The sequence below is a fragment of the Streptomyces sp. NRRL S-378 genome, from assembly GCF_000720645.1.
In the GTDB taxonomy this organism is placed as follows: Bacteria; Actinomycetota; Actinomycetes; order Streptomycetales; family Streptomycetaceae; genus Streptomyces.
Map to the genome: position 1 here is coordinate 226,219 of NZ_JOBX01000002.1, position 24,844 is coordinate 251,062.

The following is a 24,844-nucleotide window of genomic DNA, read 5'->3' on the forward strand; positions in this document are numbered from 1 at the left end:
GGTGGCGGCCCACCGGAAATCCGGTGGGCCGCCACCACTCGTCCGCGTGCGCCGGTCCGCTCAGCCGCTCACAGGACCAGCGCCTCGGCACCGGGCCGCCGCGGCGCCAGCAGGCTGTGCAGACAGGCCACGAGGGTACGGGCCTGGACGTTGAGGTAGTGGCTGTGCCGCAGGAGGGTGCTCAGCTGCTCCAGGGTCAGCCAGCGGAAGTCCCGGTCCTCCATCGCCTCGGCGTCGCCGTCGGCCTCGACGATCAGGTAGCGGTTCAGGGCGTGGTGGAAACGGCCGCCCTCCTCCGACAGCAGGCAGGCGAACCGGGTCCGTTCCGGCGGGGCGGACAGCACGTCGTCGACGAAGCGGGGCAGGGCCGCGCCCGGCGGCACGCTCTCGGGGGTGAACTGGACGGTGGGGGAGAGCTCGACGCCGTCCACGTACCCGGGCTCCACGCTGGCCCGCAGGAGGACGTGGAGCACCCCGTCGATCTCCTTGACCAGCACGGCGATCACGCCGGTGCCGTGGGGTTCCAGCATGGGCTGGGACCAGCCGCGGACCTCGCGCGTACCGGCCGTGACGTTCACCCCGATCACGGAGAAGAAGCGCCCGCTGGTGTGGGAGACCCGCTCCGGTGAGCTGTGCCAGTCGCGCAGGTCGACCAGCGGCACCGGGCGGGTGGTGAGGTCGTTCTGCGCCCGGTGCTCGGTGATCCAGCTCTGGAGTTCGTCCACGGTGTGAACTCCGCCCGGCTCTCCGGCGCACGAGCGGGCCAGGGCGTCCCGGAAGCCGTCACCGCTGTCCATCAGGACGTCGAGACCGCCGCCGGCCAGGGGCAGGCAGGACAGCGTGGTGCGGGTGTCCATGTTGACGATGTCCTCGACGGCCAGCAGCCGGTGGATCTCGCCCAGCGTCATCCAGCGGAAGTCCTCCTCGACGGCGATGTCCTCGGTCACCTCGATGACGATGTTCCGGTTCCGCTTGCGGTAGAACCAGGCGCCCTGTTCGGACTGGAGGACATCGGCGACGACCCGGTGCCGCGTCCTTTCCTGGAAGTACTCCAGATAGGGAACGGCGCGCCCTTTGTGCAGGCGCAGGTAATTGCTGCGGGTGGCCTGCACGGTGGGGGAGAGCTGGAGGTGGTTCCTGTTCCCCGGCTCGACCTTGGCCTGCATGAGGAAATGCAGAACCCCGCCGAACTCCTTGGCCAGCAGGCCGAGGACACCGACCTCCGGCTGGTGGATGATCGGCTGCTGCCACCGGGGTACGGGACCGGACGGGAAGCGCACGTCCAGCCCGTCGATGGCGAAGAAGCCGCCGCTGGCGTGCCGCAGGGCTCCGGTGCGCGGGTCCCGTTCCCAGTTCTCCAGGCCGTCGAGACCCACGCGTTCGACCCGGAGGCCGGAGCGTTCGCGGGCGCCCGCGAACCACGTGGCGAACGGGACCGGTTGGCGGATGCGGCTCTCCTCGGCGAGGGCCGACCTCGCGAGCCGGTCCTGGAGGGTGCGCAGGGCGGTCGGGGAAGGGAGCGGGAGGGCGATTCTGTTCACCAGGGATTCCTTTGCGCCGGAAGGACAGGGTCGTGCTGCGTACTCGGCGTGCTCGGCGGTCTTCCGCGTCCGCGGCGTCGAGAGGGGTGGCCGTACCGGTGTCCTCGGATGCTCCCGTGGAGGTGGGGGCCTTCGACGGCGCGCAGGGCCCAGTACAGTGCGGGCTGCCAGCAACGACCTCGAATCTCCCTGAACCTCCGTGGCGGGGCCGGCTGGGGCCCCGCGCAGCGGAGTTGATGCGCCCGGATGGAATCCGGCGGGGGCTTCGATCGTTCTTCGAGCGTGACGTTCGATGGTTGTGGTCATGACGCCCCCCACGCGCCCGTGTCCGTCCGGAGAGTGCTCCCCTCCCCCAGGGATCGAGCGAGGATCGTGGCGGCCTCCAGTGGCCCCGACGGTCGTGCGCGGCGAAAGGAACCGGCGCATTTCCGTGGGTGATTGGCGTGAATTCGAAGCGGAATCCCGTGGCCCCCGGCGCGGTCCAGGGCGGATGCACCTCGGAAGATCAAATTCCGTTTAATCTTGAGCTGTTTCGGGCCAACAGAACCGCCGGTGGCCGATGTTGCCCCGGCGGACCGGGAGCAGGACGCTGGCATATGGCCTTGCCCCGCCTTAAAGGAAGAGTTAACTTAGTGCAAAGTCAGGGGAGAAGTCGCTCCGCACCCCTTACGTCGACCAGGCGGCGCTCGACCCTCTCGTGAACACGCAGCATCACCGAACGGGGGACATGAGATGGACTTCCGGATGCTCGGCCCATTGGAGATTCTCGATGGTCCGCGCAATGTCGTGCCCACAGCACCCAAGCCACGCCAGGTGATAGCCCTCCTCCTCATGCGGAGGAACACCCTGGTACAGACCTCCGAGCTTATCGACGAGCTGTGGGAAAGCGACCCGCCCGCGAGCGCGATGACCACTTTGCAAACATATATCTACAAGCTCCGGAAGATTCTCACCGCGCGGAATTCCGAGGAAATCCTGTTCACTCGGCCCGGGGGATACACGCTGTCCATTCCCGACCGGTGCGTCGACCTCCACCGATTCGAAACGGAAGCCGGCGAGGGAAAGTCGCTCTTGAAGAGCGGGGATGCGGCAGGGGCGGCCGAGGCGCTCCGGCGCTCGCTCGCGCTCTGGCGCGGCTCCGCACTCGTCGACGTCGTGCCTGGCGGCCTGCTGTCCTCCTACGTGACCCGGCTCGAGGAGTTCCGGGAGCGCACGCTCGACCTGCGGATCGAGGCCGACCTCCAGCTGGGGCGCCATCAGGAGCTGATCAGCGAGCTGAAGTCGCTCGTGCTCAGCCGCCCCCTCCATGAGAACGTGCACGCCTCCTTGATGATCGCCCTGCACCGCTCCGGCCGGCGCCACGAGGCGCTGGAGGTCTATCAGGTGCTGCGGCGCAGCATGATCGACAACCTCGGACTCGAACCGGGCAAGGAGCTCCGGGCGCTCCACCAGGCGCTGTTGTCGGAGGCCACGGGCGGTGTGCTGTACGAACGCCACCAGCAGCCCGTCCTGATCGAGCCCGACCGCGGACCGGTCCTGCCTCCCGAACCGGAGGAGGTGCCGGTGGCCGCCGGGCCGCGGGCGGTCCCGGCCCCGCCGGCCGCGCCGGGCATCCCCGCGCCCGCCCAACTCCCGCCGGACATAGCCGACTTCACCGGAAGGGAGTCCATCGTCGAGCAGGCACCCGCCCTCCTGGCCGGGGTCGGCGAGCGCGACCGGCCCCGTACGGCCCCTGCCGTCGCGGTCATCAGCGGCATGCCGGGCGTGGGCAAGAGCGCGCTCGCCGTGCACATGTCCCACACCGTCCGGCCGTTCTTCGAGGGCGGACAGCTCTACGCGGACCTGCGCGGCTCCACCGGCATGGGCACGGGCCCCTCGGAGGTGCTCCACGGATTCCTGCGCGCCCTGGCCGTCGCGGAGTCCGAGATACCCGCCGACCTGGAGGAACGGTCCAAGCTGTTCCGCTCCACCACCGTCGGCCGGCGCCTGCTGATCCTGCTGGACGACGTGTCCTCGCTGGCCGACGTGCGCTCCCTGCTCCCCGGCGACCCGGAATGCTCCGTGGTCATCACGAGCCGCAGGCGCCTGCACGGCCTGGGCGGCGCCTGGAACGTGAACCTCGACGCCATGGACACCGCGGAGGGCCGGGAACTGCTCGCCCGGATCATCGGATCCGCCCGGGTCAGGCGGGAGCGCAACGCCGCCAACCAGCTGATGGAGACCGTCGGCGGACATCCCCTGGCCGTGCGGTGCATCGGAGGGCGCCTCAGCGGCAGTCCGGGGCTCACCCTGTCCGGCTTAGCGAGCCAACTGACGTGTTCCGAGAAACTGCTGGACGAACTCCGCCTCGGGGAGCTCGACGTACGGTCCCGGTACGACTTCAGCTACGAAGGGCTGGGGCGCGTCGAGCAGAGCGTCTTCCGGCTGCTGAGCATCCTGCCGCCCAGGCGGTTCACCGCGGACTCCGTCGTCGAGCTCCTCGGCAGCGACAGCCGCAGCGTGGAGCACCTCCTCCAGCGCTTCGTGGACAGCCACCTGATCAACATCGTCCGCTGGGAGGACGGCGGCACCCACTACGAGTTCCCCGAACTGACCCGGGTGTACGCCCGTGAGCGGCTGCTCGACACCCTCTCGGGCGATGGACCGGAACACGAGGGGGACTCGACCCCGTTGGGAGGGGCCGCAGCCGCCGGTGAGGAGGAGACGGTGGCCGATCTCCCGGGCCGGCGGACCCGGCGGACCAGGACCGGATCGGGCCGGGCGGCCCCCACGGCGGGCATCTGGCCGGACCACCACCGGTGTTGACCGGGCCCCCCCTCGCTCCCGCCCCCGCCCCCGCCTCAGGGCGAGACGGCCTTCTCCCAGCTGCGGTCGACGGTCCTCGCCGCCTTCTCCTGCTGTGCCTCCGTCGGGAACGTGGGGGTGCCCTCGACCGTCGGCAGTTTCTCCGCCGCGGTCTCGTCGAGGGTGCCGTTCTCCTCCATCGACTCCATGAGGACGGGGCGCGCATAGGCCGCGAGCCGGAGGTTCTGGCCCTCCGGGCTGAAGAGGTACTCCTGCCACAGCCGCGCCGCGGCGGGGTGCGGGGCGTTCTTGTTGATCCCCTGCGCGTAGTACTGGGCGAAACTCCCGTCGAAGGGGATCGCGGTCCGCCAGTCCACGTCCGCGCCCTTCCTGCGGAACTCCTCGGCGTACCCGAGGTTGAGGAAGTCCCAGTCGATGCTGATCGGGGTCCGCCCCTGCTCGATCGTGGCCGGGGTCGATTCGACGGGGATGAAGTTGCCGCTCTCGCTGAGGTCGGCGAAGAAGTCGACACCGGGCCGGATGTCGTCGAAGGAGCCCCCGTTCGCCAGGGCCGCCGCGTACACCCCGGCGAAGGCGGAGCCCGACTTCGTCGGGTCGCCGTTGAGGGAGACCTGGCCCTTGTACTCGGGCTTGCGCAGATCGGCGAAGGTCGACGGGCAGGTTCTGACGCGGCGGGCGTCGCAGCCGATCGAGACGTAGCCGCCGTAGTTGTTGTACCAGCGGGCCCGCGGGTCCTTCTGGTCCCCGGGGATGTCGTCGTAGGGGACGACCTCGTACGGAGCGAGCAGGTTCTGCCGGGCGGCGGCCGGCGCGAAGGTGCCGCCCACGTCGATCACGTCGGGGGCGCTCCCGTCGCGCCGGTGCTCCTTGAGGGCGTCGACCTCGTCCTGGCTGGTGCCGTCCGGGTCCTCCACCGTGACCTCGATCCCGTACTTCTTCTCGAAGCCGTCGATCAGCGCGCCGTAGCCCGCCCAGTCCCTCGGAAGCGCGATGGTATTGAGCGCCCCCTCCTTCCTGGCCGCCGCGGTCAGCGCCGCCATACCGCCCGCGTCCGCGGCGGACGTGGCCACCGCGGGCGGCGAGGGTGCGGCGGGGGGCCTGTCTCCGCAGGCGCCGAGGGGCCCCGCGGCGAGGGCGAGGCAGGCGGCGACGGCGGCTGTCCGGAGACGAGGTGCGGGCACAAAGGCTCCATAACGGGCGGCACGTACTGATCCGATGCCAGCGTACGTGCGGCAGCCGCGACAACGCAGTCCCAGCGGTGCGCGCCCACCACCTGTCCTCCGGCCGACCTACCCGTGCGGACTCAGAACGCCTCGTCGTCCCAGGCGGCGAGGAGCGCCGCCCCCAGGTCCTCCCCGGCCGCCGAGGGCTCGGCGTGAAGGGCCTGCTCACTCCAGATGATCTTGCCGCGGGCCGTGTAGCGGGTGCCCCACCGCTCCGCGAACTGGGCGACGAGGAACAGACCGCGTCCTCCCTCGTCGGTGGCCTCGGCCCGGCGCAGGTGCGGGGAGGTGCTGGACCCGTCGGACACCTCGCAGACCAGACTGCGGTCGTACAGCAGCCTCACCCGGATGGGCTGCGTCCCGTACCGGACGGCGTTGGTGATCAGCTCGCTCAGGATGAGTTCCGTGGTGAAGGCGATGTCCTCCAGACCCCACTCCGCCAGCCGGCGGGCACAGGCGTTGCGCACCGGGGACACCGCCGCCGGATCGGACGCCACCTCCCACTCGGCGATCCGATCGGGATCCAGCCGGCGCGTGCGGGCCACCAGCAGGGCGATGTCGTCGCTCTGCCCGCTGGGCAGCATCGCGTCGATCACCGCGGCGCAGGTCTCCTCCGGCGACCCGGCCGGCCCGGCCAGGGCGGCGCCCAGCACCGCCAGACCCGCGTCGAGGTCGCGGTCGCGGCTCTCCAGCAGCCCGTCGGTGAACAGCACCAGCTGCGCGCCCTCGGGAACGGTCAGCGACGCGGTCTCCATGGGCAGGCCGGCGCCCAGGCCCAGCGGCGGCGAGACCGGCAGCTCCGGGAACGACACCGTTCCGTCGGGGTGGACGACGGCCGGGCCCGGGTGGCCCGCGGTCGCGGCGGTCACCTGCCCCGAGACGGAGTCGTAGACGGCGCACAGGCAGGTGGCGCCGGTGAGACCCTGCCACTCCTGCTCACCGGCGCCCTCGTCGGTGTCGATGTGGGCGACCAGCTCGTCCAGATGGCTCAGGAGCTCGTCGGCGGGCAGGTCGAGCGTGGAGAAGTTGTGCATCGCGGTGCGCAGCCGGCCCATGGTGGCGGCGGCGTGCAGACCGTGCCCGACCACATCCCCGACCACCAGCGCGACCCGGGCGCCGGGCAGCGGAATCACGTCGAACCAGTCCCCGCCCACCCCCGCCTGCGCGGGCAGGTAGCGGTGCGCGACCTCGACCGCGGACTGGTCCGGTACGCCCCGGGGCAGCAGGCTGCGCTGCAACGTGACGGCCATGGCGTGCTCGCGCGTGAAGCGGCGGGCGTTGTCGATGGACAGCGCCGCCCGGGCGGTCAGCTCCTCGGCGAAGGACACGTCCTCCTCCTCGAAGGCCGGCGAGGGCCCCACCCGCCAGAAGCCCGCCATCCCCAGCAGCACGCCGCGGGCCCGCAGCGGGACGGCGATCACCGAGTGGACGCCCTGGTCCAGCATGCGCCGGGACCGGGCCGGGTCCTGGGCCATCCACTCCCGGGTGACCCGCAGGTCCGCCACCCGCACCGCGTGCTCGCCGGCCACCCCGATCGCCATGGGGCTGGTCGGGACGAACCGGATCAGCTCGCCGACCTGGTACAGGGGATGCGGGTCTTGCGCGGCGACGACGGCGGTACGGCGCATCTCGGTGCCCGGCTCGGGCGGCTCGTCGCCGTGCAGCACCGGGTCCAGCAGGTCGACGGAGGCGATGTCGGCGAACCTCGGGACCGCCACCTCCGCCAGTTCCCCGGCGGTGCGGCCCACGTCCAGCGTCGTACCGATGCGCACCCCCGCGTCGTAGAGCAGCTTCAGCCGCTCGTGGGCCACCTCGGCCCGCCCGGAGAGCGCCCGCAGCTCGGTGGTGTCGCGCAGGGTCACCACGGTCCCCGCCTGCCCGAAGGGGGCGGTGGGCCGGATGTTGAGCGCCAGCAGCCGATCGGCCGCCACGTGCAGCTCGTCGGTCGCGGAACGGCCCGAGGCGATCGACGCGGCGATCCCCTCCTCCAGGCCCAGCTCCGTGACCGGGCGCCCCTCCGCGTCCGCCGGCAGGTCCAGCAGCCGCCGTGCCTCGTCGTTGGCCAGCAGCAGGCGCCCGCCGCCACCGATGATCAGCACGCCCTCCCGGACCGCGTGCAGCACGGCGTCGTGGTGCTCGTACATCCTCGTCATCTCCGCCGGCCCCAGGCCGTGGGTCCGGCGCAGCAGCCGGCGGCTCACCAGGGCCGTGCCGCCCGCCGACAGGGCCAGCACCAGGGCTGCCGTGCCGATGACGACCGGCAGCTGCCGGTTCACCATGCTCTGCACGTTCTGGACCGTGACCGGGGAGGCGACGACGGCGATGACCCGGTCCTCGGAGTCCTTGACCGGGACGGCCGAGACCACGGACTGACCGAGGGACCCCTCGAACGTCTCGGTGAAGGACTTGCCGGCCGCCGCCTTGGAGAAGGGGCCGACCACGTGCTTGCCGATCTGACGCGGGTCGCTGTGGGTGATCGTGAGACCGTCGAGCGTGTAGACGTTGATGCCGTCCACCCCGGCGATCTTGCGGGCCGCCTGGGCACTCGGCTGGAGCAGCGCGCTCGGACGGGGACTGCGCAGGGCGGCGACGATCCCGGGGGATTCGGCGAACGTGCCGGCGGCGGCGAGCGTACGGTGCCGGGCGTCCAGCATGGCGTCACTGCGGGCCTGGACCACGAGCGCCACCACCGCGGCGGCCACGAGGAGCACCACGACGACGAGCTGGAGGAGGAACACCTCGCCGGCCACGCTGCGCGCGCTCAGCAGCGACGTCAGCCGCTGCGGCCGCCGGACCCTGCCCGCCCAGGGCTGGGCGGGCTCCTGGTGCTTCTGATGGTCTTCCGAGCGGGGACCTCCGGAGCGAGCGGAGGAGCGCTTGGCCGAGCCGGGCAGCACACGCCGCAGATGTCCCAGGAAGACGCTCATAATCCATCTTCTAACCTCCCCGGGCCGTCGGCAGCGGGGAGCGGCACGCACCGACCCCCCACCGCCGCGTTCCCGGCAGCCGTCTGTGCAGGTCAGACCCATGACCGCAGGGGCACCGGCCCCGCGCTCAGTTTCGTGGGCACCAGTCGACGAAACCCGTGACGCCGGCCGCCCACCCCGGCGGGAGGCGCCCAGGGACAACGTCTGCCGGATCATGGTCATCAGCTACGCGGCGCCCGGCCGCCAGTTCCTGAACACGGACCACGCCCCGGCCCGGCACCCCCCTGGACCGCGCCCGGCCCGGTGCCCGGGGCCGGCCGGGTCCGGGTCCCGTCCACGGCGTCGAGGCAGCGGGCGGCCTGGAGGCGGAGGGCCTCGGCGAGGCCGGGCGGGGCGTCCGTGAGGGTGAAGTCGGTGTCGACCGAGGTGATCATCCAGGCCAGGTCGCGGCAGCTGTCGGCCCCCAGGTGCAGCACACACCTGTGATCGTCCACGGGCTCGACCACCCCCATGCCGGGCCAGACGCGGTCGGCGACCGCCGCGGCGGATTCGTGCAGCGTGACGGTCGCCTGGAACGGCCAGGTCTGCGCCGAGAGACGGCGGGCCAGGTAGGCGGCCGCGTCATCGCCCGGAAGTGGCCGGGGCGTGAACCGCGGACCGGCCGGAGTGCGCGGCACGAGCCGGTCGACGCGGAAGGTGCGCCAGCCGTCGCGGTCGGTGTCCCAGGCGACCAGGTACCAGTGACGGTCGAAGCTGACCAGGCTGTGCGGCTCGACCGTGCGGACGCTGGGGCCGAGACGGGGGCTGGTGTAGTCGAAGCGCAGCCGTTCGTGCCGGCGGCACGCCTCGGCGATGACCAGGAGCGTGTCCGCCGAGACCTTGGGGGCCGGAGCCGTTCCGGCCCGGACGGTGGCGGTGTGCAGGGTGGTGACCCGGTGCCGCAACCGTGACGGCAGGACCTGCTCCAGCTTGGTCAGGGCACGCAGGCCGGACTCCTCGATGCCGAGGACCGACCCGGCGGCTCCGGTGCGCAGGCTGATGGCGACGGCAACGGCCTCCTCGTCGTCGAGCAGCAGTGGGGGCAGCTTGCCCCCCGGGCCGAGCCGGTAGCCGGCGGTGCCCTGGGTCGCCCGGACCGGGTAGCCGAGGTCGCGCAGCCGCCGTACGTCGCGGCGCAGCGTACGGCGGCTGACGTCGAGGCGTTCGGCGAGCTCGGCCCCGGACCACTCGCGAGGGCTCTGCAGCAGGGAGAGCAGTTTCAGCAGCCGTCCGGCGGTGTCCAGCATGGCACCAGAGTGCCGCACGCTTAGGAAGGGAACCGGCCTAAGCGGTCCGTAGCGTCACGGCCATGACGAACACGATCCCCGAGATCCCCGGCCTCCCCGATACCCCCGGCACCCCCGATGTCCTCGGCATCCCCTCGTTCCGTATCGACGTCCCCCGGAGCCGGCTCGACGACCTCCACTCCCGCCTCGCCGCCACCCGCTGGCCGGAGGAACTGCCCGGTGTCGGCTGGAGCCGTGGCGTACCGGTGGCCTATCTGAAGGAGCTGGCCGATCACTGGCGCACCGCTTACGACTGGCGGGTGCACGAGGCGGCGCTGAACGCCCACCCCCAGTACCTGGCCGACATCGACGGGCAGAACATCCACTTCCTGCACGTACGCTCCCCCGAGCCCGGTGCCACGCCGCTGATGCTGCTGCACGGCTGGCCGGGCTCGGTGGCCGACTTCCTCGACGTCATCGGTCCGTTGTCCGATCCCCGGGCGCACGGCGGCGATCCGGCCGACGCCTTCCACCTGGTCGTTCCCTCTCTCCCGGGATTCGGCTTCTCCACCCCGCTGGCCGGGCCCGGAATGGGCGCGGCCCGCATGGCGTCGGTACTGACCGGGCTGATGTCCCGCCTCGGCTACACCCGGTACGGCGTCCACGGCTACGACACCGGCTCCTGGGTCGCACCCCGGATGGGCACGCAGGCCCCGGAGCAGGTCATCGGCGTCCACGTCAACGCCCTGCTCGCCTTCCCGGTGGGGGCGGAGGGCGAGACGGACGGCCTCGCCGAGGCCGACCAGGAACGCTGGCAGGCCATGCAGAACGTCAACGACGGCTATCTGCAGTGCAATTCCAAGCGCCCCCAGACGGTCGCCTACGCCCTCACGGACTCCCCGGTCGGCCAGCTCGCCTGGATCGTGGAGAAGTTCAAGGAGCTCACCGCCCCGGCGGACGGGCTGCCCGAGGACAGCATCGACCGGGACCGCATCCTGACCGGCGTCTCGCTGTACTGGCTGACCGGTACCGCCGCCTCGGCCGCGCAGATCTATTACGAGGAGGTCTCCGCCGCCGAGTGGGGTGAGACGGAGCGCGGGACCGTCCCGACCGCGGTCCTGCTCTCCGCCCACGACGTGACCGTCCGCCGGTGGGCCGAACGCGACCACAACGTCGTGCGCTGGACCGAACTCGGCCGCGGGGGCCATTTCCTCGCGATGGAGGAGCCTGAAGCGCTCGTGGACGACGTACGCCGGTTCTTCGGCGAACTGGTCCGGCCCGTCCTCTGACCGGAGGACCCGGAGGACCCGGAAGACCCGCAAGACCCGGCGCGCAGGCTAGGGCACCGGTGGTTGCGGAGTGAGGGCCTCGTCGTAGAGGCGGAAGAGGCGCAGGCTGCCGGTGTCCCGGCCGCCTGCGCCCAGGGCTTCCCAGCACCGGGCGGCCAGGGCGCGGGCGCGGCTGCCGGGCCAGGGCCGGGGCAGCAGCTCGGGAGGCAGCAGGGGGTCGGGCTCCATGGCGGTGGTGAAGGCCGCCGCGAGCTCGATGGCGTACGTCAGCCTTTCGATGTCGGTGGGACGTCCGGGGGCGGACAGACGGGCCATGCGGTCCTCGGCGAGGGCGGCGAGTGCCTCGTGCCGCTCGGCGATCGAGTCGAGCGGCCACAGCAGGGCGGCCAGCCGCGCCGGGTCCTGCTCCTCCCCGACCCTCAGGTCACGGCTGGTGTGGCGGGTGAGGGAGGGCAGGACGCCGAGGTGGCGGGCGTGGGTCTCCACGATGTCCCCGATCGCGTTCGCGGCGACGTACAGGCCGCCCTGGAGCGGGGCGGCGCCGAGATGGAGGAGGGTGTCGCGCAGGGCGTCGCGGGACTGCCGGGCGGTCTCGGGGATGGCGAAGGCGAACAGGTGCCAGGTGCCGTCCCAGGGGGCGAGTCCCCGGTCCTGCCGGTAGGCGTGGCGCACGTACTCGGCGTCCGGCGCGACCGCGCCCGTCGCGTCGGAGGTGGCGAGCAGGCGGGCCTTGCGGCCGCGGCCCTCCTGGGTGAACCGGCCCTCGGTGACGAGCCGTTTGAGGCAGAGCCGGACCTGCTGGTCGGTCATGCCGAGGGCGTCGGCGACGGCGTACAGCTCGCCGGCGTCGACGGTGCCGTCCTCGCGGACGAGGGCGAACACCAGAGTCCGGGTCCCGATGCCGGGGGTGGCGGTTTCTGCCGCGGGTCGGCTGGTCATCGCTGCTGCTCCGAGGTGTTTCCGGGGTGTGCCGTGACGGCTCGGTGCATCGTAGTCACCGCGCCGAAGCCCATGAGGCGCTCGAGGTACGGGGTCTGCTCGGTCCGGACGGCGCGGAAGCCGTGCCGCTCGTACAGGGCCCGGGCCCGGGGGTTGACGTCGATGACGTCCAGGCGGACCCGGGAGCAGCCGTGTTCGGCCGCGACGGCCGCGATCTCCGTCAGCAGGAGGCTCCCGATGCCCGCGCCGCGGTGTGCGGGGTCGACGGCGATGCCGTCCATGACCAGCTCGCCCGGTGCCGGGGTGCGTTCGAGCAGCGCAAGGGCGGCGAGCCGGGGCAGGCCGCGGAAGAACCCGTAGGCGGACAGCACGTCGCGCACGCCGCCACCGGTCAGGGCGCGTCCCCCTAGCCGGTAGCCGGCCACGCCCACGACGCGGTCGCCGGCGGGGCCGAGGGCGACGGCGGCGCGGTCGTGGTGGAGGTGGCCGGCGATGAAGGCGCGGCCCTGCTCGGGCGGCCCGAGCGCGGCGCCGAGCTTGCGGCCGAAGGCCTCCCAGTACAGCTCGGCGACCCGCTCCTCTGCGCCCCGCGGCACGCCGCGCCCGATCAACACTGCTGTTCCCATGACACTCCTTCTTCTCTTCGCACTTTCCTTATGAACATAGTACGGTCGAATCAAGAACGAGCGTTATTGGAGCGATAGTTTTCGGGAGGTCGGATGGAACGCACGCGCACGGCACGCGCGCCCCGTCGTCGCATGTGGGTGCGCGCCGCGCTCGCGGTGCTGTCCGCGCTGGCGGTCGTGGCGGCGGGGCTGGGCGGGCTGGTGGTGTGGCAGAACACCTACGAGCTGCGCGAGGAACCGGTGGTGATACATCAGGCAGGGCGCACCCTGCACGGCGTGCTGGCCCTGCCCGCGCGGGGGAAGGGGCCGTTCCCGCTGGTGGTGTTCGTGCACGGGGACGGCCCCGTGGACGCCACCCACGACACCTTCTATCGTCCGATGTGGGAGGCCTTCGCCCGCTCCGGGTACGCCTCGCTGTCCTGGAACAAGCCCGGCGTCGGCGGCGCGCCGGGCGACTGGCTCGACCAGAGCATGGACGACCGGGCCGCCGAGGCCGCCGACGCGATCGCCTGGGCCCGCGGGCGCGCGGAGGTCGACGGCGGCAGGATCGGCCTGTGGGGCGCCAGTCAGGCCGGCTGGGTCCTGCCCGGGATCGCCGCCAAGGACCGCGGCATCCGGTTCGTCATCGCCGTCTCGCCCGCCGTCAACTGGCACCGGCAGGGCCGCTACCACCTCCTCGCCGGGCTGCGCCGGGACGGCGCCTCCGACGCGGAGGTCGCGACCGCACTGAGCCGCCGCGAGGCCGGCCTGGAACTGCTCGGACGCGGCGCCTCCTACGAGGAGTACGTCCACGCCGTCGGCGACCCGGACGGCATGACCGCCGCCCGCTGGCGGTTCGTCACCAAGAACCACACCGCCGACGCGAGCGCGGACCTGCCCGCGCTGCGCGGCATCCCCGTCCTCCTGGTGCTCGCCGGACACGACCTCAACGTGGACACCGCCGAGACCGAGGCCGCGTACCGTCGCCTGCTGCCGGGGCCGGCGCTGCGCGTCGCTCACTACCCCGACGCCACCCACGGCCTGGTCAGGCGCGCCGTCGAGGACTCCCCGCTGCGTCTGACCCTGACCGCGCTGTGCGCGCCCAGGGCCCTGTTCGCCGAAGGATTCCTGGCCGACCAGGAACAGTTCCTGAGCGCTGTGGACACCGAAGGAGCCCGGCCGTGATTACCGGACCCGCTACGGCACCGCCGACGGACCCGCCCGTCGGGCCGCTGCGGAACCGGCCGACGGACCCCTGCGGAACCACCCATCGGGCCCGCTACGCAACCGGCCGGCCGCACTCACCCCGCCCGCCCGCGTCGACGCCGCGCGCCGTACCAGGGCCGCGGGCGTCGCCGACCCCGCGCACGGCTCGGCACACGCCGCCGCGGCGCTGCGGACGCTCGCCCGCCCCCGGAGTCGCCACGGCCCCGGCCTGACGCGCCTCAGGGCGCCAGGCGGTGGTGGGCGGACCGGGCATGGGCGAGCCGGGCGAGAGCGGTGCCCGTGCCCGCGGCCGCGAGGAGGCAGACGATCCGGCCCAGGTCGTACGGGGCCTCCCAGGTGAGCGCGCCGATGGGGGCGGTGGCGAAGGCGTTGAGGACGAGCCAGCACAGCAGGGCGGTACCCGGCGCCGCGGTGAGGCGCGCTCCCGTACTGACCACGGCCACGGTGCCGGAGATCGCGATCAGGTCGAGCGTGGGGTCACCCTGCCCGTCGAGGAAGTTGAACACGGCGACGAGGGCGAAGGCGGTGGTGGCCGCGATGGCCCAGATCCTCGAGGTCGCGGCCGGAGCGGGCACGGGGCGGATGCCGGAGCGGATCTGCTTCCATTCGAGCATGCAAAGCCTCCTTCGCGCGGTTCCCGCCCCCTTGCGGTCGAACCGACTGACGCCGTCGCTACTGTAACGGCGTCCACGGGCTGCTAAGTTCAGCAGGATTTGGTGCCATTTGTCCTCGCGTGCTCCTGTGTCCGGTCCGGCCGCGGCACGGGCGGTTCGCTGTACTGGGCGGCGTACTCCTCGCTGGGCGGGACGACGGTGATGACGTCGACCAGCACGCCGTCGGGCGCGGCCACGATGAAGTGGCGCTGTCCGAACGCCTCGGTGCGCAGCGGCAGCACGACGGGCAGGCCGGCCTCCGCCACGAGCCGCCGGTACTCGCGGTCCACGTCGTCCACCTCGAAGTTCAGCAGCAGGCCGCCCTCGATCGCCGACCGGTGGCCCTCGGGGACGCTCGGGTGGGTGTGGTCGAGAAGGGCCAGCTCGTACAGCGGTGCGTCGGGGCGGCGCAGGCTGACGTACCAGTCCGCCTCGAAGGTCACCTCGAACCCGAGGTGGCGGGTGTAGAAGGCGCGGGAGGCCGCAACATCGCGTGTGGCGAGCACCGGATAGAAGCCGCTGAGCCCGGTCGTGGGTGCGGCGGTCGCTTCGTTCGTCATGGCGGGTCCCTCCGGATCCGTTTCGCATACCCAGGGTATGTGAGCTGGGGGCGTTAGCATACCTCGGGTATGCGAAACGGGAAGGGCGGTACGCACCATGGCGGTCAACCGGGCGGAACAGCGGGCGGCCACGCGGCAGGCGCTGCTGGCCGAAGGGCGGCGGCGGTTCGCCGCCGACGGCTACCACCACGTGGTGCTGGCCGAGGTGGCCCGGGCGGCCGGGGTCACCAAGGGGGCCGCCTACCACCACTTCGACAGCAAGGCCGGGCTCTTCCGGGCCGTCGTCGCCCAGGTCCAGCAGGAGCTCGGCGACCGGGTCGCGACCACCGCCGAGCGGCACGAGGACCTCTGGGAACAACTCCGGGCCGGCTGCCGGGCCTTCCTCGCCGCGGGGACCGACCCGGCCGTCCGGCAGATCCTGCTGGTCGACGCGCCGACGGTGCTGGGCTGGGACGAGTGGCGGACCCTGGACGAGGAGGCCTCCGCCCGGCACCTCGCCGAGGCCCTGTCGGCGCTCGCCGCAGCCGGGATCATCGCCGACCAGCCGGTGGAGCCGCTGGCCCGGCTGCTCTCCGGGGCGATGAACGAGGCCGCACTCTGGATCGCGCGGGGCGGAGACCCGCAGGGCGCGGAACAGGCACTCGACCGGCTCCTGACGGGGCTGCGCACCTCCGCCTGACCCGGCCGCGACGGGCTGCCACCACGATCCTCCGGCGGTCTGCGACCGGCTGCTCTCCCGCAACACCCTCACGTGGCGCACCGCGGGCGCCGTCGAAGGCGGCACCATGGGCCTGCTGGCCATGGTGCCCGTCGCCGGCATCCCGGTCGCGATGACGGCGGACATCCTCGTCATCCAGGTCCTGAGCGCGTCGATCGCGGCGCGCATCGCGTACTCCTACGGCTACGACGCCAAGGACCCCGACGAGCAGCTCTTCATCCAACGCCTGGTCCGCCGCTCCTTCGTGGCGCAGGCGGCCAAGGCCGAGCCGCTGCGCGAGACCGCACGCGCGGCGAGCGCGGTCAAGGGGCGCGTGCGGTGGTCGGAGAAGCTGCGCCACGACCACCGCCTCCTGGCCGCCCTGGAGAAACTGATGCAGCAACTGGGCCCGGCCGGCTCCAGGGTGCCGGTCCAGAACGTCGCCAAGGTCGTGCCCTTCGTGGGCGTCCTCATAGGCGCCGGCCTGAACTCGGCGGTCCTCGGCCGAGTGGCCGCCGACGCCCAGCGGTACTGCCAGACCCGCTTCCTGTGCGACAAGTACGGCCTGCCGCTCCCAGCCGCCCTGACCACCGACCGGGCCGACGCCGGCGGCGACGCGTGATGCCGACCGAAAGACCCGGGAGGCCCGCCGGAGCGGGAGGCGGGGTTGTAAGGTGCCCGGGACAGCCCTTGACCCGCGGAACGTGGGCAGGGAGCGGATATTTCGGGAGTATCGCCATGATGCGCACCATGTTCAAGTCCAAGATCCACCGGGCCACCGTCACCCAGGCCGACCTGCACTATGTCGGCTCCGTGACCGTCGACGCCGATCTGCTGGACGCCGCCGACCTGCTCCCCGGGGAGCTCGTCCACATCGTGGACATCAGCAACGGCGCGCGGCTGGAGACCTACGTCATCGAGGGCGAGCGCGGAACCGGCGTGATCGGGATCAACGGGGCCGCCGCGCACCTGGTGCACCCCGGGGACCTCGTCATCCTCATCAGCTACGCGCAGGTCGAGGACGCGGAGGCCCGGGCGCTGAAGCCCCGCGTCGTGCACGTCGACGCCGACAACCGGATCATCGAACTGGGCGCCGATCCCTCCGCACCGGTACCGGGGACGGATCAGGAGCGCAGCCCCCACGCCGTGGCCGTCCGCTGAGTCGACAAGGAGCCGGGGTCCATGCCCGAGAGCACGAAGACGCCGATCGAGTACCGCGACGAGCGCAGGGCCGGGCGGCTGCTCGCCGTCGAGGACGGGACGGCCGTCGGGTACATCGCCTACTTCGTGCTCGCCGGGCCGCCCCACGCCCTCGTGGCGGTGCACACCATCGTCGAGCCGGGCCACGAGGGCCGGGGCATCGCCGGAGGGCTGGTCAGGACGTTCTACGGGCTCGCCGAGGCCGAAGGCGTGCCCGTGGTCCCGCTCTGCCCGTACGCGGCGAGCTGGGCAGCCAAACACGCCGACGAGGCGCCCGTGCCGCCCGCCGAGGTGGTCGCGGCGGCGAAGGCGCAGCTGGCCGCCGACTCCGACCTGTGGTGACGACCCGCGGCCTGACCCTGCTGCACACCTCGCCCGCGCACGTCCCCGTCTTCGACGCGCTGCGCGACCGGCACCACCCCGGGGCCGCCCTGCGGCACCTGGTGGTACCGGAGCTGCTGGACCGGGCCCGTGCGCACGGGCCTCAGTCCGTCGCCCCGGCCCTGCTGGAGCTGCTGGCCGGAGCCGGGCCGGCCCCGGTGCTGGTCACCTGCTCCACCATCGGGGCGACCGCGGAAGCCCTGGCTCCGGCCCTCGGCACCCCGGTGCTGCGCGTGGACCGGCCGATGGCGGCCGCCGCCGTGCGCACCGGCCCGCGCATCGCCGTCCTGGCCTCCCTCCGATCGACGCTCGCCCCGACCACGGAGCTGATCGCCGAGGAGGCCGACGGGCACGGGCTCCCGGCGTCGGTCACCACACACCTCGTCGCCGGAGCCTGGGCGAGCTTCGAGGCGGGCGACACCGCCCGCTACCTCTCCCGGGTCGCCGAGGCCGCCGACGCCGTGACCGGCGCCGACGTCATCGTCCTGGCCCAGGCCTCCATGGCGGGCGCGGCCGCACTGACCACGACCGCGATCCCGGTGCTGGCCGGCCCCGCGCCGGGCCTGGCCGCCGCGCTCGCCCTGACGGCCGCGCCGTAGGGGCGTACGCGCCGCGTTCGCGGGAAAGTGCCGTATATGGTGCGAAACCTCGAAGACACGCAGCCGCCGGCCCCCGAGCCCGATCCGACGCCGGCGCCCACCCCGTTCCCGGACCCCGAGCCGATCCCGCGCCCCGTGCCGCCCGTCCCCGGCCCCGTCCCGGAGCCGGACCCGGTACCCCCGCCGCCGGGACCCGCGCCGATTCCCCAGCCCGGGCCCTGGAGCCGGGCGTAGGAGTCAGTCCGTGCGGACCTCGGAGCGGTCGCCGCTCCAGAGCGTGTGGAAGGAGCCCTCACGGTCGGTCCGCCGGTAGGTGTGCGCCCCGAAGAAGTCCCGCTGGCCCTGGGTGAGGGCCGCCGGGAGCCGCTCCGCGCGCAGCGCGTCGTAATAGGCCAGTGACGCCGCGAAGGCCGGCACCGGAATGCCGGCGCCCACCGCCGCCGCGATCACGGACCGCCAGCCCTCCTGCGCCGCCCCGATCTCCTCGGCGAAACGCTCGTCCGCCAGCAGGCTCGGCAGGTCGGGCCGCGCGTCATAGGCTGCGCGGATCCGGTCGAGGAACGCCGCCCGGATGATGCAGCCGCCGCGCCACAGGGAAGCCACGGCGCCCAGGTCCACGTTCCAGCCGTACTCCTCGCTGCCGGCCCGGATCTGGTGGAACCCCTGCGTGTACGAGACGATCTTCGACGCGTACAGCGCCTCCTCCACCTGCGCGGCGAACGCGTCCGCCGCCTCCGGCGACAGCGCCGCCGGCGCCGGGCCCGCGAGTCCGCGAGCGGCCGTACGCAGGTCCGCGTGGCCCGAGACGGCGCGGGCGAACACCGCCTCGGCGATCCCCGACACCGGGACCCCGAGGTCCAGGGCGATCTGCACGGTCCAGCGTCCGGTGCCCTTCTGCTCGGCCGCGTCGGTCACGACGTCGACGAAGGGGAGCCCGGTCGCGGCGTCCGTGTGGGCCAGCACCTCCGCCGTGATCTCGATCAGGTAGGAGTCCAGGCGTCCCCGGTTCCAGGCCCGGAAGGTGTCCGCGATCTTCACGGGGGAGTAGCCGGCGACCTCGCGCAGCAGGTGGTAGGCCTCGGCGATGAGCTGCATGTCGGCGTACTCGATGCCGTTGTGGACCATCTTGACGAAGTGTCCGGCGCCGTCGGGACCCACGTGGGAGGTGCACGGCGTGCCGTCGGCGGCCTTCGCCGCGATCTTCTCCAGCAGCGGGCCGAGCGAGGCGTACGACTCCTGCGAACCGCCCGGCATGATGCTCGGGCCGAGCAGTGCCCCCTCCTCGCCGCCGGAGATGCCCACGCCCACGAAGTGGATGCCCTGCTCGCGCAGTTCGCGCTCGCGGCGGCGGGTGTCCTCGAAGTGGGCGTTCCCGCCGTCGATGATGACGTCGCCCTCCTCCAGGAGCGGGGCGAACTCGCGGATCACGGCGTCGGTGGGCTCCCCGGCCTTCACCATGATGACGATGCGCCGGGGGCGCTCCAGCGCGTCGACGAACTCCTTGGCCGACTCGGCGGCCACGAACGCGCCCTCGTGGCCGAACTCCTCCACCAGCGCCGTCGTCCTGGCGGCGGTGCGGTTGTGGACGGCCACGGTGAATCCGTTGCGGGCGAAGTTGCGGGCCAGGTTGCTGCCCATGACTGCGAGGCCGGTGACGCCGATCTGGGCCGTGCTGGTGCTCATCTGTGCGCTCCTGCGTGCTTCGGTGTGCGGGCTGTGCCGACGCTACCCCGCCGTCGGTCCCGCGGCGCCGCGGCCCGTCGAGGGATTGTCAAGTTCCGCTGAAGAGCGCCCCGTTGCTCCCTTGCCGTGCAATGATCCCGACGTTACGTTGTGCGATTCCTGATGTCTCGAATGGGGGGCTCCCATGGGCGTACGGGGCCGGCACCGCCGGTATCAGCCGAGCAGCATCAACCGGGCCTCGCTGGCCGTCACCGCGGGAGGAGCCGGCATCGCGCTCCCCTTCATGGGCGCCGGAGTGGCCGACGCCGCCTCCGTGGACACGTGGAACAAGGTCGCCGCGTGCGAGTCGACCAACAACTGGCGCATCAACACCGGCAACGGCTATTACGGCGGACTCCAGTTCAGTCAGAGCACCTGGCGGGCCTTCGGCGGCACCACCTACGCCCCGCGCGCCGACCTGGCCACCAAGGAGCAGCAGATCGCGGTCGCCGAGAAGGTCCTCAAGGGGCAGGGGCCCGGTGCCTGGCCCCACTGCGGCAAGGGGGCCGGACTCACCCGCGGCGGCCCGGCGCCGGCCCTCGCCGCGCAGGTGCCCGCACAGCCCGAGGCGGCTTCGCAGCTGCGGGCGCCGGAGGTGCGGACGGTCTCGGCGCAGGGCACCACGCCCCGCCCGACCGGAACCTCAGTCCTGCCCAGCCCGTACGTCGTCGCGCCCGGCGACTCGCTCTCCGCGATCGCCACCGAGCAGCATGTCGAGGGCGGCTGGCAGGCGCTCTACGAGACCAACCGGGCCGTCGTGGGCGACAACCCGAACCTGATCTTCCCAGGGCAGCGGCTCACGATGCGGGTCACCACCGCCCCGTCGGCCCCGCCCGTCCAGAACCCGGAGAAGCCGCCGCGGACGGCCGACCCGGTCAAGCCCGGGGAGCCCGCCGCGCAGAAGCCGGCGGAGCAGCCCGCGCCGAAGCCCGTGGAGAAGGAGGCGCCGAAGGAGGCGCCGAAGCAGGCCCCGAAACCGGCCGAGAAGCCCGCCGAGAAGCCTGCGGCGAAGCCCGACACCCAGCCCGCCTCAGCGCAGCAGAAGCCCGCCGCGGGCGGCTTCTCCGCTCCCGTCGACGGCGCCCTGGGCACCGCCTACCGCGTCTCGGGATCCTCCTGGTCCAGCGGCTACCACACGGGCGTCGACTTCCCCGTGGCCACCGGCACCACCGTCAAGTCCGTCGGGCCCGGCCAGGTCGTCTCCGCCGGCTGGGCCGGCGCCTACGGCTACCAGGTCGTCATCCGGCACACCGACGGCCGGTACTCCCAGTACGCCCACCTCTCGGCCCTCGGCGTGAAGTCCGGCCAGCAGGTCTCCGGCGGCCAGCGGATCGGCCGGTCCGGCTCGACCGGCAACAGCACCGGCCCGCACCTGCACTTCGAGATCCGCACGGGCCCCGGCTACGGGTCCGACATCGACCCCCTGAAGTACCTGCGGGGCCACGGGGTCCGCATCTGACCCGGGGACGCGGGCCGACCCGGGGGCGCGGGCCGACCCGGGGACGTGCTCTGCCCCGGCAAGGTGCTCTGACCCCCGCACGTGCGGCGGCACGGCCGTGAGCAGGACCAGGCCGGCCGCCGCCAGCACGGCGCTGGCCAGCGCCGCCGCCGTGCCCGCCGCCCCGTGGCGGAAGCCCTCGTCGAACAGCATGATGCCGACCGTCGCCGCGACCACCGGATTGACCACGGTCACCGTGGCCAGCGGCGCGGTCAGCCCGGCGCCCCGGTAGGCCGCCTGGGACAGCAGCAGCCCGCCCGACGCCAGCACCGCGACCGCCGCCAGGTCCGGCCACATGCCGGCCGGCGCACCCGACCCGACGGTCTCGGCCACCGACTTGGTGAACACCGAGGCCATGCCGAAGGCCGTACCGGCCGCGGCGGCCAGCAGGACGCTGTGCAGCACCACCCGGTGCATCCGGTGCGCCGCAAGGAACAGCGCCGCCACCGCGGCCGCGGTCACCACGAGCAGCAGGCTCCGTTCGTCGCCCGCCAGCGTCTGCTCCCTCCGCCCGTTCCCGCCGGTCAGCGCCAGCAGGCCGGCGAGTCCGACCGTGGCGAGCACGGCCCCGCGCCAGGCCGCCGCGCCCGCCCGGCGCCGCACCAGGACGGCCGCCATCGGCAGCGCGAAGACGATGGTGAGCGCGCCGAGCGGCTGGACCAGGCTCAGCGGTCCGTAGGCGAGCGCCACCACGTGCAGCAGCGCACCGAGGCCGTTCAGCCCGACCGCCACCCACCAGCCGGCCCGGCGCAGCGGTGCGTACCGCCGGTCCGGCGTGCTCGCCGCGACCCTCTCCTGGACGATCGCGCCACCCGCGTACGCCACGGCGGACACGAGGCAGAGCAGGACCGACAGCGCCAGTGCACTCATAAGGTCCACAATGCCGGACCCACCTGCGCTATTCCTCCGCCCACGGGTGGTCACGAGTCGTACTCCCGACGTAGTACGGGAGTACGCAGCGTGGCCCTTCCGCCAGCGCAGCGCCACCCCTGCCGGGCCCCCGCCGGTCCGGCCCGGACCCGTACGGTGACGGCCCGTTCGCGGTGTGTGAGCTTCCGGAACACGGGTTTGGCTCGGGGCGCGTGCGATCCGTACAGTTTCCCTTTTGAGGACCTCCGCAGCAGGCGGATGCGGACGAGTGATCAAGGAACGGCAGCGGCCATGACGGTGACCGAAGACAGCCACGACCAGGTGCAGGCCTACGGACCGGGCATCGACCCCGAACGGCTGGCGCTCTGCCTGGACGTGCTCGCCGAGCTCGACAAGATCGACGTGGACCACCCGGACGCCATCGCCGTGCGCCGCGCCACCGCGGGCGTCTACCGCACGGTCAAGCAGCGCCGCCGCCAGGAGCGCCGCGCCGCCAAGACGGCCAACGACAAGGCCGTCACCGAGGCGACCGCGACCGGCTCGGCAGAACGCATCGACGACGAGACCGAGGGCATCCTGCCCTCCTCGGTCACCGAGGCCGGCCGGATCGCCGGGATACTCCAGCGCCCGCGCTCCTGCTACGTCTGCAAGACGCGGTACGTCGAGGTCGACTACTTCTACCACCAGCTCTGCCCTCCGTGCGCGGTCGAGAACCGGGCCAGGCGCGAGGCCCGCGCCGACCTCGCCGGCAAGCGCGCGCTGCTCACCGGCGGCCGCGCCAAGATCGGCATGTACATCGCGCTGCGGCTGCTGCGCGACGGCGCCCACACCACGATCACCACCCGCTTTCCCAAGGACGCCATCCGCCGCTTCAAGGCGATGGAGGACTCGGCGGACTGGATGCACCGCCTGGAGGTCGTCGGCATCGACCTGCGCGACCCGGCCCAGGCCGTGGCGCTCGCCGACCAGGTGGCCGAGGCCGGTCCGCTCGACATCCTGATCAACAACGCGACGCAGACCGTGCGCCGCCTGCCCACCGCCTACGCGGCGCTGGTCGAGGGGGAGTCCGCCCCGCTGCCCGCCGGTGAGCTCCCCGCCCACCACGTCATCGGCGCCTTCAACTCCGGCGCGGTCGACGGCCTGTCCGCGCTGCCCGTCGGGGTGAGCGGCCTCGAGGCGCAGAAGGTCGCGGACCTCGCCCTGGTCGCGGGCAACGCCAGCCTGGAGCGGCACCTCGCCGGCACCGCGATCGACGCGGGCGGTCTGCTGCCCGACGTCGTCGAGAGCAACACCTGGGTGCAGACCATCGACCAGATCTCCCCGGTGGAGCTGCTGGAAACCCAGCTGTGCAACTACACGTCGCCGTTCATCCTGATCAGCGCGCTCCGGCCGGCCATGGCGGCAGCGGCCCGGAAGGCGTCCAGCGGGCGGGCGTACGTCGTCAACGTCTCGGCGATGGAGGGCGTCTTCAGCCGTGGCTACAAGGGCGCGGGGCACCCGAACACCAACGCCGCCAAGGCCGCGATGAACATGGTGACGCGGACCAGCGGGCAGGAGATGTTCCAGACCGACCGCATCCTGATGACGTCCGTCGACACCGGCTGGATCACCGACGAGCGTCCGCACTTCGACAAGCTGCGCCTCGCGGAGGAGGGCTTCCACGCCCCGCTCGACCTGGTCGACGGCGCGGCCCGGGTCTACGACCCGATCGTGCGCGGCGAGGCCGGCGAGGACCTGTTCGGTGTCTTCCTGAAGGACTACGCCCCGGCGAACTGGTAGCCCCGGCGGCCCCCGGCCTACCCCGTACGCGCGATCGACCCCCTCGGCGGACCGAGGGGGTCGATCGCGTTCGCGGCCCGGCAGGACCCGGCCGCGACCAGCTCCAGCAGCGGCCGCCAGTCCTCCAGCACGCCCGCGTCCGGGCCGCAGGCCCCCGCCGCCTCGCGGGCCCCGCGCAGGGTGGCCACCGCCTCGGCGTCGTCCGGGCCGCCTCCCGGCCCGAACGAACCGCCGGCCGCCCCGGCCGCCCGGACGAGCCGGGCCACCCGGTCGCCCAGCAGGGGGCGCAGTGCGTGCGCTCCGAGTACGGCGTGTCGCGCTCCGTCACCCGGACGGAGCATCCTGCCGACGTCCTGGAGCAGGCCCGCGAGCTGCAGTTCCTTGTCGGCCGGACGGGAGCGCCGGAGCAGCGCCGCGGTCCGCAGGGCGCGGTCGTCGAGGCTGGCACGCAACAGGTCCATCAGCTCAACCACACTGGTGAAGCACGGAACTTCGGCCTCCGGCACCCCGGACCTCGACATCGCCGACCCCCTGCCTCGCGCCTCCCGCATTCCGGGTCCGAGCACACCACCCCCGACCTACCCGTCGGCCGACGACTTGCTGAACTCGTGGCGAAACTGAGAGGGCGCAGCGGATTTTGCCTTCCTATCGAGCGGAGGTCCGCTCATATGTGTACCCTGGGGCATCAAGACGGCCCTCATCCGGGCCGCGCTCCACCAAGGCGCCACCGCGTCCGGAACCCTTGATCCCTTGCCCGGCCTGCGGTCAGCCTGCCGGGTTACGCGACACAGAGGAGTGCGCGGTGACTGAAAAGACGAAGCCCGAACCGAAGTTGATGGAGCGGACGGGATCGCGTGTCAAGACGCGGTCCGACGAACTCGGAAGCCTCGAGGTCTGGGCGCGCTCCGCCCCGATCCGGCTGGCCGGGTACGAGGACGACCTGGCGGAGGCCCACATCCTGCCCGGCATCGACTAGGCCGCTGGTCCGCGGACCGTCGCGCCGACCCGCGACGCGGTGACAAGCGCCCCCATGTGTCCACCCGCACCGGGGGCGCTGCCCCGCC

Annotated in this window: 21 protein-coding genes and 1 pseudogene; 11 read left to right on the plus strand and 11 right to left on the minus strand. The window is 72.9% G+C overall.

Annotated elements, in window-relative coordinates; translation table 11 throughout:
• Nucleotides 1–68: 68 nt before the first annotated feature.
• A complete protein-coding gene (locus IH80_RS0102860) occupies nt 69–1,541 on the minus strand; it encodes an NDP-hexose 2,3-dehydratase family protein (RefSeq protein ID WP_234432094.1) in 1,473 nt (490 codons plus the stop codon).
• Between the two features lie 744 nt (nt 1,542–2,285).
• On the opposite strand from IH80_RS0102860, the gene IH80_RS0102865 reads away from it, so the two are divergent.
• On the plus strand, nt 2,286–4,346 hold the full coding sequence (locus IH80_RS0102865; protein ID WP_386395592.1) for an AfsR/SARP family transcriptional regulator: 2,061 nt from the start codon (nt 2,286–2,288) through the stop codon (nt 4,344–4,346).
• Between the two features lie 35 nt (nt 4,347–4,381).
• Here IH80_RS0102865 and IH80_RS0102870 read toward each other — a convergent pair whose 3' ends face one another.
• The 3 genes from IH80_RS0102870 to IH80_RS0102880 all read right to left on the minus strand — a co-directional run bounded on the left by IH80_RS0102870 (nt 4,382) and on the right by IH80_RS0102880 (nt 9,782).
• Nucleotides 4,382–5,527: an ABC transporter substrate-binding protein gene (locus tag IH80_RS0102870; RefSeq protein ID WP_030957390.1), complete on the minus strand. Its 1,146-nt coding sequence runs from the start codon at nt 5,525–5,527 to the stop codon at nt 4,382–4,384.
• A gap of 122 nt (nt 5,528–5,649) precedes the next feature.
• Entirely contained in the window at nt 5,650–8,496 is a 2,847-nt protein-coding gene (locus IH80_RS0102875) for a SpoIIE family protein phosphatase (RefSeq protein WP_078906287.1), read from the minus strand.
• Between the two features lie 221 nt (nt 8,497–8,717).
• The gene (locus IH80_RS0102880) at nt 8,718–9,782 is read right to left on the minus strand and encodes a helix-turn-helix transcriptional regulator (RefSeq protein WP_078906288.1); all 1,065 of its coding nucleotides are present in this window, start codon (nt 9,780–9,782) and stop codon (nt 8,718–8,720) included.
• A 62-nt stretch (nt 9,783–9,844) separates the two neighbouring features.
• On the opposite strand from IH80_RS0102880, the gene IH80_RS0102885 reads away from it, so the two are divergent.
• Nucleotides 9,845–11,050: an epoxide hydrolase family protein gene (locus IH80_RS0102885; protein ID WP_078906289.1), complete on the plus strand. Its 1,206-nt coding sequence runs from the start codon at nt 9,845–9,847 to the stop codon at nt 11,048–11,050.
• A 48-nt stretch (nt 11,051–11,098) separates the two neighbouring features.
• Here the strand turns inward: IH80_RS0102885 and IH80_RS0102890 are convergent, their stop codons facing one another.
• Together IH80_RS0102890 and IH80_RS0102895 are read right to left on the minus strand one after the other, a co-directional pair.
• On the minus strand, nt 11,099–11,989 hold the full coding sequence (locus IH80_RS0102890; protein ID WP_030957396.1) for a PaaX family transcriptional regulator C-terminal domain-containing protein: 891 nt from the start codon (nt 11,987–11,989) through the stop codon (nt 11,099–11,101).
• Complete coding sequence (locus IH80_RS0102895; protein ID WP_030957398.1) at nt 11,986–12,615, minus strand: GNAT family N-acetyltransferase; 630 nt, start codon at nt 12,613–12,615, stop codon at nt 11,986–11,988. The genes IH80_RS0102890 and IH80_RS0102895 overlap by 4 nt, the downstream gene beginning before the upstream one ends.
• A 93-nt stretch (nt 12,616–12,708) precedes the next feature.
• Between IH80_RS0102895 and IH80_RS0102900 the strand changes: the two genes are divergently transcribed.
• Nucleotides 12,709–13,779 carry an alpha/beta hydrolase family protein gene (locus tag IH80_RS0102900; protein ID WP_030957400.1) on the plus strand — a complete coding sequence of 357 codons (1,071 nt, stop codon included), beginning with the start codon at nt 12,709–12,711 and terminating at the stop codon, nt 13,777–13,779.
• A 260-nt stretch (nt 13,780–14,039) separates the two neighbouring features.
• Here IH80_RS0102900 and IH80_RS0102905 read toward each other — a convergent pair whose 3' ends face one another.
• Both IH80_RS0102905 and IH80_RS0102910 read right to left on the minus strand, forming a co-directional pair.
• On the minus strand, nt 14,040–14,435 hold the full coding sequence (locus IH80_RS0102905) for a hypothetical protein (protein ID WP_030957402.1): 396 nt from the start codon (nt 14,433–14,435) through the stop codon (nt 14,040–14,042).
• A gap of 89 nt (nt 14,436–14,524) precedes the next feature.
• On the minus strand, nt 14,525–15,034 hold the full coding sequence (locus IH80_RS0102910) for a VOC family protein (RefSeq protein ID WP_051808702.1): 510 nt from the start codon (nt 15,032–15,034) through the stop codon (nt 14,525–14,527).
• A 97-nt stretch (nt 15,035–15,131) separates the two neighbouring features.
• Between IH80_RS0102910 and IH80_RS0102915 the strand changes: the two genes are divergently transcribed.
• The 5 genes from IH80_RS0102915 (at nt 15,132) to IH80_RS0102935 (ending at nt 17,911) form a co-directional block, all read left to right on the plus strand.
• Nucleotides 15,132–15,713 carry a TetR/AcrR family transcriptional regulator gene (locus tag IH80_RS0102915; RefSeq protein WP_030957404.1) on the plus strand — a complete coding sequence of 194 codons (582 nt, stop codon included), beginning with the start codon at nt 15,132–15,134 and terminating at the stop codon, nt 15,711–15,713.
• A 49-nt stretch (nt 15,714–15,762) separates the two neighbouring features.
• Nucleotides 15,763–16,353 (plus strand): EcsC family protein, encoded by a 591-nt coding sequence (locus IH80_RS0102920; RefSeq protein WP_234432101.1) that lies wholly within the window; start codon nt 15,763–15,765, stop codon nt 16,351–16,353.
• 116 nt (nt 16,354–16,469) lie between these two features.
• Complete coding sequence (gene panD, locus IH80_RS0102925; protein ID WP_030957407.1) at nt 16,470–16,892, plus strand: aspartate 1-decarboxylase; 423 nt, start codon at nt 16,470–16,472, stop codon at nt 16,890–16,892.
• Nucleotides 16,893–16,913: 21 nt separating this feature from the next.
• Complete coding sequence (locus tag IH80_RS0102930) at nt 16,914–17,273, plus strand: GNAT family N-acetyltransferase (protein ID WP_030957408.1); 360 nt, start codon at nt 16,914–16,916, stop codon at nt 17,271–17,273.
• The gene (locus IH80_RS0102935; RefSeq protein ID WP_030957409.1) at nt 17,267–17,911 is read left to right on the plus strand and encodes an aspartate/glutamate racemase family protein; all 645 of its coding nucleotides are present in this window, start codon (nt 17,267–17,269) and stop codon (nt 17,909–17,911) included. Before IH80_RS0102930 ends, IH80_RS0102935 begins: the two co-directional genes overlap by 7 nt.
• A gap of 237 nt (nt 17,912–18,148) precedes the next feature.
• On the opposite strand, the gene gndA is transcribed toward IH80_RS0102935, so the two are convergent.
• The gene (gene gndA / locus IH80_RS0102940) at nt 18,149–19,594 is read right to left on the minus strand and encodes an NADP-dependent phosphogluconate dehydrogenase (protein ID WP_030957411.1); all 1,446 of its coding nucleotides are present in this window, start codon (nt 19,592–19,594) and stop codon (nt 18,149–18,151) included.
• 184 nt (nt 19,595–19,778) lie between these two features.
• On the opposite strand from gndA, the gene IH80_RS0102945 reads away from it, so the two are divergent.
• A complete protein-coding gene (locus IH80_RS0102945; RefSeq protein WP_030957413.1) occupies nt 19,779–21,092 on the plus strand; it encodes a transglycosylase family protein in 1,314 nt (437 codons plus the stop codon).
• Nucleotides 21,093–21,266: 174 nt separating this feature from the next.
• Here IH80_RS0102945 and IH80_RS45250 read toward each other — a convergent pair.
• Nucleotides 21,267–22,001 (minus strand): annotated as a pseudogene (locus IH80_RS45250) (DMT family transporter); the annotation flags it as partial.
• 291 nt (nt 22,002–22,292) lie between these two features.
• Here IH80_RS45250 and IH80_RS0102960 point away from each other — a divergent pair.
• The gene (locus IH80_RS0102960) at nt 22,293–23,780 is read left to right on the plus strand and encodes an SDR family NAD(P)-dependent oxidoreductase (RefSeq protein WP_030957418.1); all 1,488 of its coding nucleotides are present in this window, start codon (nt 22,293–22,295) and stop codon (nt 23,778–23,780) included.
• 17 nt (nt 23,781–23,797) lie between these two features.
• On the opposite strand, the gene IH80_RS0102965 is transcribed toward IH80_RS0102960, so the two are convergent.
• Nucleotides 23,798–24,241 (minus strand): hypothetical protein, encoded by a 444-nt coding sequence (locus IH80_RS0102965; protein WP_234432096.1) that lies wholly within the window; start codon nt 24,239–24,241, stop codon nt 23,798–23,800.
• Nucleotides 24,242–24,582: 341 nt separating this feature from the next.
• Here IH80_RS0102965 and IH80_RS44520 point away from each other — a divergent pair, with 341 nt between their 5' ends.
• Nucleotides 24,583–24,756, plus strand: a complete 174-nt coding sequence (locus IH80_RS44520; protein WP_158943263.1) for a hypothetical protein — start codon at nt 24,583–24,585, stop codon at nt 24,754–24,756.
• The last annotated feature ends 88 nt before the right edge of the window (nt 24,757–24,844 follow it).

Bases quoted from the DNA above. Each gene is read 5' to 3' on its own strand.
- IH80_RS0102865 (WP_386395592.1), top strand. From the start codon at position 2,286: ATGCTCGGCCCATTGGAGATTCTCGATGGTCCGCGCAATGTCGTGCCC.
- IH80_RS0102875 (WP_078906287.1), bottom strand. From the start codon at position 8,496: ATGAGCGTCTTCCTGGGACATCTGCGGCGTGTGCTGCCCGGCTCGGCC.
- IH80_RS0102880 (WP_078906288.1), bottom strand. From the start codon at position 9,782: ATGCTGGACACCGCCGGACGGCTGCTGAAACTGCTCTCCCTGCTGCAG.
- IH80_RS0102885 (WP_078906289.1), top strand. From the start codon at position 9,845: ATGACGAACACGATCCCCGAGATCCCCGGCCTCCCCGATACCCCCGGC.
- IH80_RS0102890 (WP_030957396.1), bottom strand. From the start codon at position 11,989: ATGACCAGCCGACCCGCGGCAGAAACCGCCACCCCCGGCATCGGGACC.
- IH80_RS0102895 (WP_030957398.1), bottom strand. From the start codon at position 12,615: ATGGGAACAGCAGTGTTGATCGGGCGCGGCGTGCCGCGGGGCGCAGAG.
- IH80_RS0102900 (WP_030957400.1), top strand. From the start codon at position 12,709: ATGGAACGCACGCGCACGGCACGCGCGCCCCGTCGTCGCATGTGGGTG.
- IH80_RS0102905 (WP_030957402.1), bottom strand. From the start codon at position 14,435: ATGCTCGAATGGAAGCAGATCCGCTCCGGCATCCGCCCCGTGCCCGCT.
- IH80_RS0102910 (WP_051808702.1), bottom strand. From the start codon at position 15,034: ATGACGAACGAAGCGACCGCCGCACCCACGACCGGGCTCAGCGGCTTC.
- IH80_RS0102915 (WP_030957404.1), top strand. From the start codon at position 15,132: ATGGCGGTCAACCGGGCGGAACAGCGGGCGGCCACGCGGCAGGCGCTG.
- panD (WP_030957407.1), top strand. From the start codon at position 16,470: ATGATGCGCACCATGTTCAAGTCCAAGATCCACCGGGCCACCGTCACC.
- IH80_RS0102930 (WP_030957408.1), top strand. From the start codon at position 16,914: ATGCCCGAGAGCACGAAGACGCCGATCGAGTACCGCGACGAGCGCAGG.
- gndA (WP_030957411.1), bottom strand. From the start codon at position 19,594: ATGAGCACCAGCACGGCCCAGATCGGCGTCACCGGCCTCGCAGTCATG.
- IH80_RS0102945 (WP_030957413.1), top strand. From the start codon at position 19,779: ATGGGCGTACGGGGCCGGCACCGCCGGTATCAGCCGAGCAGCATCAAC.
- IH80_RS0102960 (WP_030957418.1), top strand. From the start codon at position 22,293: ATGACGGTGACCGAAGACAGCCACGACCAGGTGCAGGCCTACGGACCG.
- IH80_RS0102965 (WP_234432096.1), bottom strand. From the start codon at position 24,241: ATGGACCTGTTGCGTGCCAGCCTCGACGACCGCGCCCTGCGGACCGCG.